The sequence below is a fragment of the Roseibium sp. genome (genome assembly GCF_965229775.1).
GTDB lineage: Bacteria > Pseudomonadota > Alphaproteobacteria > Rhizobiales > Stappiaceae > Roseibium.
Map to the genome: position 1 here is coordinate 5,445,147 of NZ_OZ245929.1, position 14,059 is coordinate 5,459,205.

General features: G+C 60.8%; 13 protein-coding genes. 8 read left to right on the top strand and 5 right to left on the bottom strand.

Features of this window, described 5'->3' with window-relative positions:
- Positions 1 to 4 precede the first annotated feature (4 nt).
- The gene (locus ACO07N_RS24805; RefSeq protein ID WP_421983563.1) at positions 5 to 1,108 is read right to left on the bottom strand and encodes a branched-chain amino acid ABC transporter substrate-binding protein; all 1,104 of its coding nucleotides are present in this window, start codon (positions 1,106 to 1,108) and stop codon (positions 5 to 7) included.
- 214 nt (positions 1,109 to 1,322) lie between these two features.
- On the opposite strand from ACO07N_RS24805, the gene ACO07N_RS24810 reads away from it, so the two are divergent.
- The 4 genes from ACO07N_RS24810 to ACO07N_RS24825 all read left to right on the top strand — a co-directional run bounded on the left by ACO07N_RS24810 (position 1,323) and on the right by ACO07N_RS24825 (position 5,763).
- A complete protein-coding gene (locus ACO07N_RS24810) occupies positions 1,323 to 1,841 on the top strand; it encodes a flavin reductase (protein WP_421983564.1) in 519 nt (172 codons plus the stop codon).
- A gap of 478 nt (positions 1,842 to 2,319) precedes the next feature.
- Positions 2,320 to 3,324, top strand: a complete 1,005-nt coding sequence (locus ACO07N_RS24815) for a P1 family peptidase (protein WP_421983565.1) — start codon at positions 2,320 to 2,322, stop codon at positions 3,322 to 3,324.
- Positions 3,325 to 3,684: 360 nt separating this feature from the next.
- Positions 3,685 to 4,200 carry a DUF3833 family protein gene (locus tag ACO07N_RS24820; RefSeq protein ID WP_421983566.1) on the top strand — a complete coding sequence of 172 codons (516 nt, stop codon included), beginning with the start codon at positions 3,685 to 3,687 and terminating at the stop codon, positions 4,198 to 4,200.
- Between the two features lie 99 nt (positions 4,201 to 4,299).
- The gene (locus ACO07N_RS24825; RefSeq protein ID WP_421983567.1) at positions 4,300 to 5,763 is read left to right on the top strand and encodes a transglycosylase SLT domain-containing protein; all 1,464 of its coding nucleotides are present in this window, start codon (positions 4,300 to 4,302) and stop codon (positions 5,761 to 5,763) included.
- A 20-nt stretch (positions 5,764 to 5,783) separates the two neighbouring features.
- Here ACO07N_RS24825 and ACO07N_RS24830 read toward each other — a convergent pair whose 3' ends face one another.
- Positions 5,784 to 6,365 carry an NAD(P)H-dependent oxidoreductase gene (locus ACO07N_RS24830; protein ID WP_421983568.1) on the bottom strand — a complete coding sequence of 194 codons (582 nt, stop codon included), beginning with the start codon at positions 6,363 to 6,365 and terminating at the stop codon, positions 5,784 to 5,786.
- 113 nt (positions 6,366 to 6,478) lie between these two features.
- Between ACO07N_RS24830 and ACO07N_RS24835 the strand changes: the two genes are divergently transcribed.
- The gene (locus ACO07N_RS24835) at positions 6,479 to 7,096 is read left to right on the top strand and encodes a TetR/AcrR family transcriptional regulator (protein ID WP_421983569.1); all 618 of its coding nucleotides are present in this window, start codon (positions 6,479 to 6,481) and stop codon (positions 7,094 to 7,096) included.
- Positions 7,097 to 7,105: 9 nt separating this feature from the next.
- Here the strand turns inward: ACO07N_RS24835 and ACO07N_RS24840 are convergent, their stop codons facing one another.
- Positions 7,106 to 7,615, bottom strand: coding sequence for a YcgN family cysteine cluster protein (locus tag ACO07N_RS24840; protein WP_421983570.1), 510 nt, complete (start codon positions 7,613 to 7,615; stop codon positions 7,106 to 7,108).
- A gap of 214 nt (positions 7,616 to 7,829) precedes the next feature.
- On the opposite strand from ACO07N_RS24840, the gene ACO07N_RS24845 reads away from it, so the two are divergent.
- Genes ACO07N_RS24845 through ACO07N_RS24855 form a run of 3 tightly spaced genes read left to right on the top strand, consistent with a single transcriptional unit; the run spans position 7,830 to position 11,283 of the window.
- Entirely contained in the window at positions 7,830 to 10,034 is a 2,205-nt protein-coding gene (locus tag ACO07N_RS24845; RefSeq protein ID WP_421983571.1) for a transglycosylase domain-containing protein, read from the top strand.
- Positions 10,031 to 10,720, top strand: coding sequence for a DUF1214 domain-containing protein (locus ACO07N_RS24850; RefSeq protein WP_421983572.1), 690 nt, complete (start codon positions 10,031 to 10,033; stop codon positions 10,718 to 10,720). The genes ACO07N_RS24845 and ACO07N_RS24850 overlap by 4 nt, the downstream gene beginning before the upstream one ends.
- A complete protein-coding gene (locus tag ACO07N_RS24855; RefSeq protein ID WP_421983573.1) occupies positions 10,717 to 11,283 on the top strand; it encodes a DUF1254 domain-containing protein in 567 nt (188 codons plus the stop codon). Before ACO07N_RS24850 ends, ACO07N_RS24855 begins: the two co-directional genes overlap by 4 nt.
- A gap of 17 nt (positions 11,284 to 11,300) precedes the next feature.
- Here ACO07N_RS24855 and ACO07N_RS24860 read toward each other — a convergent pair whose 3' ends face one another.
- Complete coding sequence (locus ACO07N_RS24860) at positions 11,301 to 12,872, bottom strand: tetratricopeptide repeat-containing sulfotransferase family protein (protein ID WP_421983574.1); 1,572 nt, start codon at positions 12,870 to 12,872, stop codon at positions 11,301 to 11,303.
- Between the two features lie 163 nt (positions 12,873 to 13,035).
- The gene (locus tag ACO07N_RS24865; protein ID WP_421983575.1) at positions 13,036 to 13,899 is read right to left on the bottom strand and encodes a hypothetical protein; all 864 of its coding nucleotides are present in this window, start codon (positions 13,897 to 13,899) and stop codon (positions 13,036 to 13,038) included.
- Positions 13,900 to 14,059: the final 160 nt, after the last annotated feature.

Sequence of the window (14,059 nt, forward strand, 5' to 3'; positions counted from 1 at the left end):
GGCCTCAACGCAGTTTCGGCGCCCCCTCGCGCCATTCGTAGATAACGTATTCCGGCCGGTTGCCATCCCCCTTCTCATCGAATTCGACCGTTCCGAGAACGGTTTCGAAGGTCTGGGTTGAAAGCGCGTCCGCAACCGCCTGGAGTTCCGTGCCACCGGCCGAATTTGCCGCCTGTGCCCAGGCCTGGATCGCGGCATAGGTGGCCAGGGAATAGCGGTCTGCAGACTTCCCTGCTTCTTCGAGCACACTGACCAGCTCGCTGCTCTGTTCTATGTCGCGCGGGTCGATCGGATAGGTCAGCATCGTACCGTTGCCTGCCTCGCCGGCCACAGCCATGAACTCATCGGTCATCAGCGCATCCCCCGCCACCAGCACGGCATCAAGGCCCTGCCGGTCCATCTCGAGCTTGATCAGCCCCGCCTCCGGATGATAGCCGCCCAGGAACACCACGCCGACATTTTCAAGGCCGAGCTGCGAGACGATGTATCGGTAGTCATCCTCGCCCGCATCGAACCCGAGCGAGAGTTCCTCGGATTTGCCCAGATCGTTCATCACCGCCTTGACCGCGTCGGTCAGGCCTTTTCCATACGCGGTTTTGTCATGAAGCAGGGCGATGCGGTCGTTTGCATACGTGTCGGCCAGAAACTGCCCGGCGACCTCGGCTTGCTGATCGTCCCTGGGCGCCAGGCGGAACACGCCCTCTCCGGCACGGTCGTCGGTGAACTTCGGCAAGGTCGTTCCCGGTGAAATCTGGACGATGCCGGCCCCTGCATAGACCTCGCTCGCCGGGATCGAGGCGTTGAAACAGAAATGTCCGGCGACGAAAACGACGTCCTTTCCAATCAGCTGGTTGGCCACGGCGACGGCCTTGTCCGCGTCGCAGTTGTCATCGGCCACCTCGAGCACGAGACGCTCGCCATTGACGCCCCCGGCCGCATTGAGGTCGGCCACCGCCTGTTCCGCGCCCGCCCGCATCTGCGCACCGAGGTCACGGAACTGCCCGTCCATCGGTCCTGCGACGGCGATCGATATCTCGGCGCTGGCCGGAGCGGCCGTCAGCCCGGCAGCAAGAAGAGCCGCTGTGAATGTCAATCGCCGCTGTGTCATCCGGTTCTCCAGCACGTGGGAAACTACCATTCATCCCTATCGCCGAAGGCAAAAAATCTCAATCCGGAGAAAGGGATCGAATTTCAGGCCTTGTCTTTGCGGGACAGCGTTTCGCCCTATTTTGCCTAGGCATACCATGGTCCGCGGTCTAAACTCCGCCCCGAAACTGAGATCCTACCCGATTCCGCCGAGGCCGGCCCAGGAGCAAGAAGACATGATGATTCCCGTTTCGGAGCAAGGCCGGCTGCCGCTCGACACGCAAAGCTTCCGCGAGGCCATGAGCCGGATCGCGGCAGCGGTTCACGTGGTCACCACCGACGGTCCGGCAGGACAACAGGGGGCGACGGTCTCGGCCGCCTGCTCCGTCAGTGACGATCCCCCCAGTATCCTGATCTGCCTGAACCGCCAGACCCGTGTGCACAGCGCAGTGCTCCAGAACAGGTGTTTTTGCCTGAACACCCTGAGCGACGACCATGAGGGCATATCCGACAGCTTTGCCGGTCGCGACAATCTTGAAATGCCGGATCGCTTCGCGAAGGCCGCTTGGACGCGGCTGGCCACAGGCTGCCCAGCCCTCGACAGCGCCCGCCTGAGCGTCGATTGCGAGATCTACTCCGTGTCTGAAATGGGCACGCATTCGATCATCGTCGGAACCGTCGTTGACCTGCGCATGACCGACCCGGGCAAGTCGCTCATTTATGTCCGCAGAGGGTACAAAAGCCTCGACACCTGAGCGCGTCAGGATCAAACTGGCCCTTAGGGTACGGACCCACAAATGAGGCTGAAATGGCATGCGAAATGGCGAAATCCCGTTAGGAAGGGTGTGCGGAGCGGGCTTCCTGCCCGGTCAAGCACGCTGACGCCACGGGGTGAAGCCATTTCCATGTCCTTCGGATTTGACCGGGTTGCGCCTCCCCGGCGTCGCGAAAGGCTCGAAAATGAACCACATTCCCTGCGCTTCCGCTCCTTGAGGAGAAGCAATCCGCCTCAAACCATTTCGGCCTCATTTATGGGTCCGTACCCTAGTCACCTGAATCTGAAGTTCGTCTCATTGTGCAGCAGGCTTCGAACGAACTTCAGGTTCAAGAAGGTGACTAGCAAGTCTATGTTTTTAGTGCGGTTTACGAATTTGAAGTTCGCTTCGGAGACTGCTGCAGCAATGATGCGAACTTCAAATTCACCGCACTAGTCTCAGGTTGGAATTTCCGCGCATGTTTGGCCCTCGAAATCTCATCACCGACGTTCCCGGTCTCAAGATCGGCAATGCATCCGACATGGATCTCAAGTCGGGGGCGACGGTGCTGCTTCCCGACGAGCCGGCTGTCGCGTCCGTGGCAATCCACGGCGGTGCGCCCGGGACACGGGAAATCGCGCTGCTCGAACCGGAACAGACGGTCGAGAAGATCGACGCCGTCGTTCTGGCGGGCGGATCCGCCTTCGGCCTCGATGCCGGCGCGGGCGTTCAGGGACGGTTGGCGGAACTCGGCTACGGCTTCGAGGTCGGCCCGGTACGGGTTCCGATCGTTCCGACGGCCATCCTGTTTGATCTCCTCAACGGCGGCGACAAGAGCTGGGGGCAAGCCGCGCCCTACCGAGATCTCGGCCGCTCGGCACTTGATGCCGTTTCCCTTGATTTTGCGCTCGGCTCGGTCGGAGCCGGCACTGGCGCGACGACCGCGAACCTGAAGGGCGGTCTGGGGTCGGCCTCCCAGGTGCTCGACAACGGAGTGACCGTCGGCGCAATTGTCGCCGTCAACGCGCTCGGGCGCGCAACGATCGGGGAAGGCCCCCACTTCTGGGCGTCACCCTTCGAGATCGGCGACGAATTCGGCGGACGCGGCATTGCCGCCCCCTTCCCGCTTGATGCCGTCGAGGTCAGAACCAAGCTCGACGCGCTCAAGGCCGGCGCCAACACCACGATTGCCGCTGTTGCAACCGATGCGGTCCTGACAAAAGGTGAAGCCAAGCGATTGGCGGTCATGGCGCATGACGGTCTTGCAAGGGCGCTCTGGCCTGCACACACGCCACTGGACGGCGACCTTGTCTTTGCACTGTCGACCGGGCAGCGCAAACTGGAGAGCGGCCTGGAAGACATGGTCCGGCTTGGGGCGGCAGCCGCCTCCTGTCTTGCCCGCGCCATTGCCAGAGGGATCTATAGCGCCTCCACCGCTCCCGGAGACCCAGTCCCGACGTGGCAGGACAAATTTGGCGCATAGAGCATTTTCCGACCAATTTGGATCATTTGACCGAGGCCCTTTTTCGCGCTGGCGAGACGGTTCGCCCGCCGCGGTGTTGCCCACCACAAGGGCGGACCAACGCTGCCAGAGCGAAAAAGGGCCCGGCCAATCTATGTGTTTCTCACTTGAATGCGTTCCACAAACGGTGAGGATATCCGGCCCATCGGCTGCGTTGTGCCACTTGCACGATGCACCGCATCGCGCTTCGTAACCCGCCTGGCCGAATGAACCGGATATCCTCATCAAATGAACCAAATTGGTCGGAAAATGCTCTAAACAAATCTGAAGCGGGACCACAGCCGTAATCTGGGCACGTCACAAGCCCAAAGGTCACGCCCCATGCCCAGGTTCCGCCCTCACCTGCTGATTGCTTTTTTCTTTCTTGCTATCACGGCAGTTCCGGCCGCCGCGAACACCCTCGTTCTTGAAGATTTCTTTCGTGGCAAGACCATCGGAAAGGGTGTCTTCGAAAGCAAGATCGCCGGCGTCTACCGGCCGTTCACGGTCTATCTCACGGGCACCTGGAACCCGCGAACATTCACGCTGCGGCTTCGGGAGGATTTCGTCTACGAGGACGGCGAAAAGGACACCAAGACATGGTTCTTCCAGAAGGTCGCCGAGGGCCGTTACGTCGGCCAGCGCGCGGACGTCATCGCCCCCACCAATGTGACGACCGATGCCAGCGGCGCGATCCGGTTTGCCTATATCGCCGAACTTGAAACCGAAAACGGCCCGCTTTTGCTTTCCTTCGACGATACGCTGACCCAGGTGGACCGCCGCACCGTGCGCAATACGGCAAAAGTGAAAAAGGCCGGGTTCACGATCGGAACCGTGGATCTCACGTTCACGAAGTGACCCGAGGTCATCCGAAACGCGCCGGACCGCTTGATCGCCGGCAATTGATTGGCTTAACTCCTCCCAAGGCTATTTGGATGACGTTGGGGGGATGTTTCTGTGGCCATTGCGAGAACCTGTTTTCAGTTTTTTATTTTCGCGTTTTCAACGTTCATTGCTCTGTTCTTTCTTTTCTCGCCGCCGGCACTGGCAAGCGACAGGCAACTTGCAGACACACTTGAGGAAACGCTCAGCGAACCCTTTGACGGCGACTTCGACGCCATTCTCGAGCGCGGCTACATGCGGGTCCTCATTCCGTTTTCAAAGACCGGGTTTTTCATCGACAAGGGTGTGCAGCGCGGCGTCTCCGTCGACCTCATGACCGAATTCGAGAAACATCTGGACAAGTCCTACGGCAAGAAGGTCCAGGACTTCGAAATCGTGCTGATGCCGACGCCGCGCGAGCGGCTGTTCACGGATCTTGCGGACAACAGGGGCGACATCGCGATCGGCAACCTGACGATCACCGAGGAACGGCAGAAGCTTGCGGACTTCTCCATTCCGCTCCTGAAAGACGTGCACGAGGTCCCCGTCACGCTGGACACCGTGAGCGGCCTGACCTCGACGGCGGACCTTGCCGGTCAAACCATCTATGTCCGCAATTCGGCCTCCTACTATCAGAGCCTTGAAGACCTGAACCGGAAGTTTGCCCGCGACGGCACGAAAACGATCCGTATCGAGCGTGCCGATGAGCGTCTTGAGGACGAAGACATCCTGGAGATGGTCGCCGCCGGGACCATACCGATGACCATCGTGGACCAGCACAAGGCGGAACTCTGGCTTGAGATCCTGAAAGGCCTCAAGATCCATCCGGACGCGGCGGTGCGCACAGACGGCGAAATCGCGATTGCCGTCCGCAAGACGGCGCCCAAACTCCTTGAGGAAATCAACGGATTTGCCGCAAGCGTCAAGAAGGGCACGCTGCTCGGCAACATCATCTTCAAGAAATACCTGCAGGAAGCCGATTACCTGCGGGACATGCGGGACGAGAGCTATCAGGCGGACCTGGATAAATTCACCGATCTTTTCGAAAAATACGGGGAGGAATATGACTTCGACTGGCTCCTGATCGCGGCGCAGAGTTTCCAGGAATCGAAGTTCAATCCCAAGGCGCACAGCAGCGCGGGGGCCGTCGGTCTCATGCAGATCAAGCCGTCAACGGCCGAGGGCAAGCCCATCAGCATCACCGGTATTGCTGCAGACACCGACAAGAATGTTCATGCGGGCGTCAAGTACCTGCGCTACATCGCCGACCGGTATTTTGCCGACCTGAAGGGCGAACAGGCCGACCAGACCTTCTTCGCGCTTGCCGCCTATAATGCCGGTCCGAGCCGCTTCGAAAAGCTGCGCGAAAAGGCGAAGCAGGAAGGCTATGACCCGGACAAGTGGTTCGGCAATGTGGAGTGGATCGTCGCCGCCCAGATCGGCCGCCAGCCCATCGAATATGTCGGCAACATCTATCAGTATTACGTTGTCTTTCACAACGCGAGGAAACACGAGCAGGCCGGCACCGCCGCTGACTAGGATACAGCATAGGCGGCCGTTCAGGCCGCCTTTTTCCCAAGCCCGGCCGCGCGGGACAGCATCTTGTTGCGGTCCGCTTCCTTTGATCCGTGAAGCGGCGAAAAGACGTGGTAGCCCTTGGGCTTGAAACCGCAGAAGGCCAGGATCTGCTTTTCCGTCTGCTTGCGGATGCCCGCGCCGTAGATCCAGTTGAAGATCCAGCCGGGCGTGTCGGCAGTCACCAGAACCTGTGCGGTCCGGCCAGTCAGCAGTTTTTCCGGCAGCGCCTTTCCTTCGACGTATCTGAAGGCCTTGCCCGAAAGAAGCACCCGGTCGAACAGGCCCTTCAACTTCGCCGGATGGCCGCCCCACCATAGGGGATGCACGATCACGATGTGCTCGCACCAGGTAACATCATCCCAGAAGGCCAGGAGATCCGGCTCCAGTTTCGGTCCCTTGTCGAAGTCCGACGTGCCGTAATCCGGATCGAATGACATGTTGCTCAGGTGGCGCGTGCGCACCTCATGGCCCCTGCCTGCCGCTTCCCGCGCATATTCAGCGGCCAGAGCGCCGCAGAACGACCCTTTCGCCGGATTGCCGTCAAGTATCAATATTCTCGTCATGTTCTCACTCGTCTGTTCAGAACGGGCCATAAAAATTGACCACGGTCATTTTTTGACATCACTATGCTCGGGAATCAAGAATTATTTGACCGCGGTCAATTTAATGAGGGCGCATGACACGCAAGCCGCAACAGCGCAGCATCGCAACAAGAGCCAGGGTGCTGCAGGCAGCCAGAGACCTGAGCAGAAGGAACGGGCTGGAGGGCTTGACTGCGGAAGCCGTTGCGAGCGAGGCCGGTGTCGCCAAGGGAACCGTCTTTTCCCACTTCGGCGACATGGACGGTCTTCTGTCTCACGTGCTGCTGGAACGGCTTGACGCGCTGCGCGCCCGCACGTCGGAAGGCCCGGCACCCGGCGCTCTGCCACCGGACCCGGTCGAAGCGCTCATGCAGCGCATGATGGCCTTGATCGCGGTGATCACCGACAGTCCGACGATCCTCAGACTGTTTCTCGACAATATCGGAGTGACCAAGGCGAACTGCGCCGCGGAATTCGTGGAAACGCTCGACGCACTGGATGCCGAACTCGCGACGTTCCTGGAATTATGGCAGGGATCGGACAGTCTTCAGCCGGCCCTGCGCAAGGACAGGCTCCCTTCGGAACTGGTGGACGGACTGATCGCCTTCATGATCCACGGCGCAATCCTGTTCAAAAGCCACCAGATCACGGACAGGGCAGTTCTCGAAGCAAGGCTCCGCCGCCATGTCGAGGCCTATCTGCTTCAGGCCTGACCGCGCCGGTCAGGTCTCTCCCTGATGTTCTCCGGGGTGCTCTCCCGGATGCTCTCCGGGCCAGCTCACGACGTGGTTTTCATACTGTTCGAGCTCCATGCCGTCTTCGGGAACGGTCCGCCCCCGGACCGAGATACCGGCCTCGTGCACGGTCTTGGCGTCCCCGGAAACGAGCGGGTGCCACCAGTAGAGATCCGTACCTTCGGCAACGAGCCGGTAGGCACAGGTCGGCGGCAACCAGGTCAGCGTCGTCACCTCTTCCGGTGTCAGCTGAATGCAGTCCGGCACGGTCGCAGCCCTGTTGTCATAGTCCTTGCAGCGGCAGCTTTCGCCATCGAGCAGCGTGCAGGCGACGTTGGTCCAGACGATCTCGCCGCTGTCCCAGTCCTCGAGCTTGTTCAGACAGCAGCGGGCGCAGCCGTCGCAGAGCGCCTCCCACTCCGCGGGCGACATCTCCTCAAGCGACTTTGTCTTCCAGAAAGCGGTTTTGTTCAGGGTCTGGTCCGATGTGGAACCCATGCTCTCGCCTACCTCTCGCACCGATGACCTGAGCGCGTATCACGCAATCCGCGATGCTGCAACGTCCACGCTCAGCAGCACAATTCAATCTGCCGTTTCACGTCGGGGGATCAATAAGCTGGGAGCAATCCACTTGAGCACGGGCTGCATGTTTCCAGTTGCGTAAAAAAGAGATAGTTTGGAACTGCGCACATAATCAGGAGAATCTGACCGCGTGACGGAAAAGCCCGAAACGAACGCTCATCCCGTCGACAATGCACCAGGCAAGAAGCACCGTATCAGGCGGTTTTTCCTGTCCCTAGATGCATTCGTCGACACTGCCCTCTGGAAAAGCGGATCAGCCATCCGGCGGTTCTTCGAGGGCTATGACGCGTTTTTGCGCCGCTTCCGGGCAAAGGGCATCTGGCGCGGGCTTTCCGAGTTGTCGTCTGACGGACTGACCTTCGGCCTGATCGGTTTTTTCGTGGTGCTGGCCTTCGCCCAGCCCGCATTCGAGGCCACCCGTTACGCCGACTGGAAAACGACGGACGAATTCGCGGTCACGTTTCAGGACAGATTCGGCAAGGAAATCGGGCGAAGAGGCATCGTGCTGAACGACAGCGTTCCTCTGGAGGAAATCCCGGATTCCCTCATCAAGGCGACCCTGGCCACCGAGGACCGCCGCTTTTTCTTCCACTTCGGCATTGATGCCGTCGGCACATTCCGGGCGATGGTTGAAAATGCGCGCGCCGGCGGTGTCGTCCAGGGCGGTTCGTCGCTGACCCAGCAGCTTGCGAAAAACCTGTTCCTCACCAACGAGCGCAGCCTCAGCCGCAAGATCAAGGAGGCTTATCTTGCACTCTGGCTGGAAGCCAATCTGAGCAAGCAGGAAATTCTGAAACTCTATCTCGACCGGGCCTATATGGGTGGCGGTGTTTTCGGGGTGACGGCAGCGGCCGAGTTCTACTTCAACAAGAACGTTCGTGAGCTGACACTGGCGGAAAGCGCAATGCTTGCGGGGCTTTACAAGGCTCCGACGAAATTTGCCCCGCATATCAACCTACCGGCGGCCCGCGCCCGCGCCAACGAGGTCCTGACCAACATGGTCCAGGCGGAACTGCTCACCGAGGGCCAGGTGATCGGCGCGCGGCGCAATCCTGCAATCGCGGTCGACCGCTCACAGGACCAGTTGCCGGAATATTTCCTGGACTGGGCGCTCGAAGAGGTCAAGAAACTGGCGCGCCGCAACCCGGCGCTTGCCCGCGACCGCATCGTGACCGTGCGCACGACGCTTGATCCCGCGCTTCAGAGGCAAGCCGACCTTGCCGTTGAAACGGTGCTTCGCGAAAACGGCAAGCTGCGCGATGCCAGCGAAGCGGCCCTCGTCTCGATGATACCGGACGGCGCCGTCGTGGCGATGGTCGGCGGCCGGTCCTATGGCGAAAGCCAGTTCAACCGCGCCGTCAACGCATTGCGCCAGCCCGGTTCGTCCTTCAAGCCGTTCGTCTACATGACCGCCTTCATGAACGGATACACGTCCAAGAGCATCGTGCCCGACCGCCCGGTCTCCATCGGCAACTGGTCGCCCAAGAACTATACGCGCAGCTATCGCGGCCCGGTCACGCTCAAGACCGCCCTGACCAAGTCGATCAACACGATACCGGTGCGGCTGTCGCTCGATTTCGGACGCGAGAAAATCATAGAAACCGCCTACGCGATGGGACTGACGCACGAACTCGAAAACTCGATCTCGCTTCCGATCGGCTCATCGGAAGTCACCGCGATCGACATGGCGTCTTCCTATGCGACCTTTGCCAATGGCGGTTACGCGGCCCCGGCCTATGCGATCCTGGAAGTCAGGAACAGCGACGGCGACCTTCTCTACCGAAGGGAACGCGATGAAGCCGCGGCTGAACCCTTGAGAGTGTTGCCGGAAGAACAGGTCCACATGATGAATGACATCCTGGTCAATGTGGTTGAAGCCGGCACCGCGCGCCGCGCGCGCATCGACGGGGTGGTCGCGGCCGGAAAGACGGGCACGACAAACGCCTACCGGGACGCCTGGTTTGTCGGATATACCGGAAACTTTTCCACCGCGGTCTGGGTGGGCAACGATGATTTCACATCCACCCGGCGCGTCACCGGCGGCAGCCTGCCCGCCATGACCTGGCAGCTCTACATGAACTATGCCCATGAGGGCATCGAACTCGCCAGGATGCCGGGCGTGGACCCTGAATCCCTGCCGCGCCTGTCGGCACCGTCCACGAAAAAGGTCGCCGAGGCAACAACCGTGTTTTCGCAGCCGCGCGTTCTCAAGCGCCGGACACAGGGCCTGCTGCTGCGCATCGGCCGCAACCTGCAGAGCCTTATCGAGAAGGACAGCGCGAAAAACGAAACGGGCGGCGAAAGCGCACCGACCGATTTCGCGGCGGCGCAATGACGGTATCCTCCTCCAGTTCCGACGGAACCGGTTATTCGGAAACCGACTTCAGCGTTCAGGAATTGCCGCTCGCGATCCGGCCGCATCGAAGCCGTCCGATCCGCACATTGCTGTTCCTGACGACGATCGTGGTGATCGGCACCCTGCTCGGGATCGGCTCCGCCTATGTCATGATCGAGCGGGAGCAGCCTCTCAACGCCGTCTCCATTGGAGCCTGGCGCGCCTATCCCAAGGCCGGAACCGCCGAGGCGGATCCCTACTCGGTCGCAATCTATACCCGCGGCGCAGTGGTGCCGCTCGCTTCAGGCGAGGGTCTGGCGCTGGTTGCGCGCGAGGACGATGCCGGAAACCTGCTGGATCCCACCTGCGTCTACCGGATCTCGGGGCAGACGCCTGCCGCCAGACTATGGACGCTCACCGCAACCGACGGCGACGGCCGGTTGACGGCGACGCTGCCGGGCCGCGTGCAGGTCGACAGCCAGAATCTTCTGCGCAATCCGGATGGCACGTTCACGATCAGCGCCGCGAGCAAGCCGCACTCGGGCAACTGGTTGCCCCTCGCCCGGGGCGCAAAGGCCAGCGACGGACTGCGCCTGGTTCTGCGCCTTTACGATGCCCCCGTGACAACGGGCGCGGCGCTTGACGGCATCTCGTTGCCGGTCATCGAGAGGCTCGCCTGCCCATGACCCTGTCGCGCCGTTTTTCGACCACGCTGGGTGCGATCGCGATCCTGTTTCTCGCGGTCGTGATCCACATTCTTGTCGTGTTCGGCATCCCGTTGAATGTGCAGCACAGCGCCTACGACAACATTGCTACCCACGGACCGGACCGCCAGTTCAACTTGCTTCCGGACGTCAGGCCCCAGGAAGAGGCCCTGCCCGACCTCGACCCCGCCATGAAACATGCCGCCTGCCGGTTCCAGCTGGCTGATGGCCCGATCCTGTTCGATGCGGGCATTCCGACGACCTTCTGGTCCATCGGCCTGTTCAACACCGCGGGTGAGGCCCTTTACAGCCTGAACAACCGCACCGCCGGGGCCGACCGGCTGTCCATGCTTGTGATCACACCCTCGCAGCTCTCGATCCTTCGGGAAAACCCGCCCGAGAACCTCGAAGACCTGATCGTCATCGAGACCGACGAGATCGGCGGCTTCGCGCTGCTGAGAGCCTATGTTCCCCATCAATCGCGGGCGGACAGCATCGATCGCGCCCTTGAGGCGGCAACCTGCGGCGTGATCGGCGAAAGCTGACCCGGCCAGAACGGCAATCAGGATTGCGGCGCGTACGGTCCGAGCGCGTCGAACAGTTCCCTGTAATGGGTTTCCATGCCTCGCCAGCGCCCCAGTGAGGACGTGAAGATCGGCCGCCGCACCTGTGTGTTGGAGAAGGTCGTCACAGGGGTTTCGCTCTTGTAGAACTCAAGACATCCATCCTCCCAGTCCAGGCCCGCATGGGAAAGCAGGACTTCGCTCTCCGCCCGCTGGTCTCCAACGAGCGTCTCGTAGGTCAGCGTATGGATCTGCGAAGGCACGACCTTTTCCCAATGCTCCATCAGCGATGCGTATGTCCGGAAATACCGGCCGACACTCTCCTGCGTGACCGCATAATTATGGGCAGGTGACAGCGGATGCGTCAGAAGGGAAATGCAGGTGTCGGCGGGCGCCCTGTAACAGTGAATGTACGTCGCCTGCGGAAAGATGAGGCTCATCAGCCAAAGCATCTCGTAATTGTGGGGCATCTTGTCGGTGACACGTGCGGCCCGCCGGTCAACACCATCCAGAATACCGAGATACTTGCGCGCGATGCGCTTGAACTCTTTCGGTTCCATGGCCTTGAGGCGGTTTTCGAGCGCGGCACTCGGCGTTCCCTTGAGCCCCATGTCTTCCTGTAGATGCCGGAAGAACTGGATTTCGCCCCCGCTGGCCGCGCGTGAATGGCAACCAATGATCTGTTCCACGAGGGTCGTTCCCGAACGCGGCAGTCCGAAAATGAACACGGGCTTATCGGACCCGTCGGCGACATCCTGACGTTCGGAGAAAAACGCTGCGTCGAACACGGACTTCATGAACGCGATGCGCTCTTCATAGGCAGCGCCGTCAAAGGGCGGATAGTGGCTGTTGCGCGCCTTCTGGTAGTGTTCGATGCTATGGGCGGTATCGCCGATGTCGGCGTAGATCTTGCCGGCCGCCCAGTGCAGGTTCGCCTGTTCGGGCCCTGGCCTCGGCACACCGTCATTTGCGAGCGCCTCGATATCGTCGAGCAGCGCCGGTCTTTCCTTGAACGACTTGGCAAGGCTGAGGCACTGCGCTGCGGTCGGTACTTCCTTCTTGCATGCAATCGCCTTTTCGAACCAGCCGATCGCCTCGTCGATATTGCCGACAGTGACCTCAAGCTGCCCCATGCCCACGAGCGCATATCCGTTTTCAGGATCCAGTTTCAAGGCGCGCTGATAGGACTGCCTTGAAAGGACCGCCTGGCGCTTCGCCCGATAGATGTCGCCGAGCTGCGCCAGGAAACCGGCGTCCTTCGGTGCAAGCGACACCGCCTTCTTGAGCGACGCCAGCGCCCCGTCGAGATCGCCTGCGTTCAACAGCGCAAGCCCAAGCAGCTGATGCACCTGGGGATGCTTGCCAGCCTTCTTCGCGGCGATCTGAAAGCGCTCGATCGCCAGACCGATCCTGCCCTCCTGGTAATCAGCGATGCCGAGCGAAAAATTTGCCTGCGGATTTTTCGGGTCCAGGCGCAGCACTTCTTCAAACATGTTCAGGGCAATGGGAATGCGGCCCGCGTGCTGATGCGCGAGCGCTTCTTGAACAAGCTGATTAAGTCTCTGATTCATGCCGGCTCCCGGAGCGGTGTGGAACGATCGACCGGCGGCCTGGCCAGGCTTTGCGAAACCTCCCGACACGCCGGATACTTGCCATTGCAATAATGCCGCGCTCAGAAAAGTTCAATCCGATTGGCAATCTAAATCCGAAACAGCCGACATTGTAGCGAATGCGCTATTTCTTCACGGGCGCCCGCTCGGTGCTCCAGCCCGTGTAGATCCGCGATTTCTTGGCCGGTTTTTCCTGACCATAGCGGTTGTTCGCTTCGCAACTCGCCTCCGCGAGCCGCACCTGACCTTCAAGCTCCCGGATGGCGTTGTTGACCTTCCACACCCGGTCTCTGCTGGGCGTTTCGATCTCAAGGCCCTTCAGCGCCTTCTTGTAGGCGATGATGCGGTACCGGAGCGCCTGCCCGACCCATTTGATCATGACCCGGTTCTCCCAGACCCGCGCCTTGGCACCGTCATAGGTTTCCTGCGTCGTCACCTTCTGATTGCGCAACACCCTGAGGCGCTCGTCGTCGGCTTTCTGAACGCGTAGCGCGACCTCGCAGAAAGGCATCACCAGCTCTGCATCACCGGTCGCATCGGCGGCAATCTTGTCGTAGCGCGCATCGGAGGAGCGGAACTTGTCCGAGCGCAGGTAGATCAGGTAGAGATCCGGCGGCACCCGGCCCTCCGTTTCCGGCAAGACGCGGGTGCGCGAAAGCTCGACCATCGTTCCGCCGATCCAGTCCTTTGTCCAGGGAGGTCTGATCAGCGTCCAGCCGCGGTCGCGCAGCAGTTTTTCATCATTGGTGTAGTTGAACTTGGAAACGGGATCGCCCCGCAGGCGGGCCGCATTCTCTCCAACGGCAGGCATCAGGTCATCGTGAATGACCGATGGTCTCGCCCTGTCGAAGTCTCCTGTCGGACGCGTGCATCCCGTGAGCACGGCAAAAACGGCGAGCAGGATCGAGGCGAGCCGGAATAACCGGGCGTTGGCATCGTGCCCTTTACGCCAGCCGGACGCTACATCTGCTGCATTGCCATTGCCCATCGGGCATGTCTCCAGACCGCTTGTCTTTGCGATTTGAGGCTTTGTTCCGCCTCGATGCGGCTGGAATGGCTTGGACCGTCAGTCCTTGTCAGACCCAGCGGGTCCAGCTGCTCTTCCGATGGTCGCGATTCGTGCGGCAAGATCAAGGTCGTGGCGCTCG

Excerpts from the sequence above, each read along its gene's own strand:
- ACO07N_RS24805 (WP_421983563.1), bottom strand. The coding sequence starts at position 1,108 with ATGACACAGCGGCGATTGACATTCACAGCGGCTCTTCTTGCTGCCGGG.
- ACO07N_RS24810 (WP_421983564.1), top strand. The coding sequence starts at position 1,323 with ATGATGATTCCCGTTTCGGAGCAAGGCCGGCTGCCGCTCGACACGCAA.
- ACO07N_RS24815 (WP_421983565.1), top strand. The coding sequence starts at position 2,320 with ATGTTTGGCCCTCGAAATCTCATCACCGACGTTCCCGGTCTCAAGATC.
- ACO07N_RS24820 (WP_421983566.1), top strand. The coding sequence starts at position 3,685 with ATGCCCAGGTTCCGCCCTCACCTGCTGATTGCTTTTTTCTTTCTTGCT.
- ACO07N_RS24830 (WP_421983568.1), bottom strand. The coding sequence starts at position 6,365 with ATGACGAGAATATTGATACTTGACGGCAATCCGGCGAAAGGGTCGTTC.
- ACO07N_RS24835 (WP_421983569.1), top strand. The coding sequence starts at position 6,479 with ATGACACGCAAGCCGCAACAGCGCAGCATCGCAACAAGAGCCAGGGTG.
- ACO07N_RS24840 (WP_421983570.1), bottom strand. The coding sequence starts at position 7,615 with ATGGGTTCCACATCGGACCAGACCCTGAACAAAACCGCTTTCTGGAAG.
- ACO07N_RS24850 (WP_421983572.1), top strand. The coding sequence starts at position 10,031 with ATGACGGTATCCTCCTCCAGTTCCGACGGAACCGGTTATTCGGAAACC.
- ACO07N_RS24855 (WP_421983573.1), top strand. The coding sequence starts at position 10,717 with ATGACCCTGTCGCGCCGTTTTTCGACCACGCTGGGTGCGATCGCGATC.
- ACO07N_RS24860 (WP_421983574.1), bottom strand. The coding sequence starts at position 12,872 with ATGAATCAGAGACTTAATCAGCTTGTTCAAGAAGCGCTCGCGCATCAG.
- ACO07N_RS24865 (WP_421983575.1), bottom strand. The coding sequence starts at position 13,899 with ATGGGCAATGGCAATGCAGCAGATGTAGCGTCCGGCTGGCGTAAAGGG.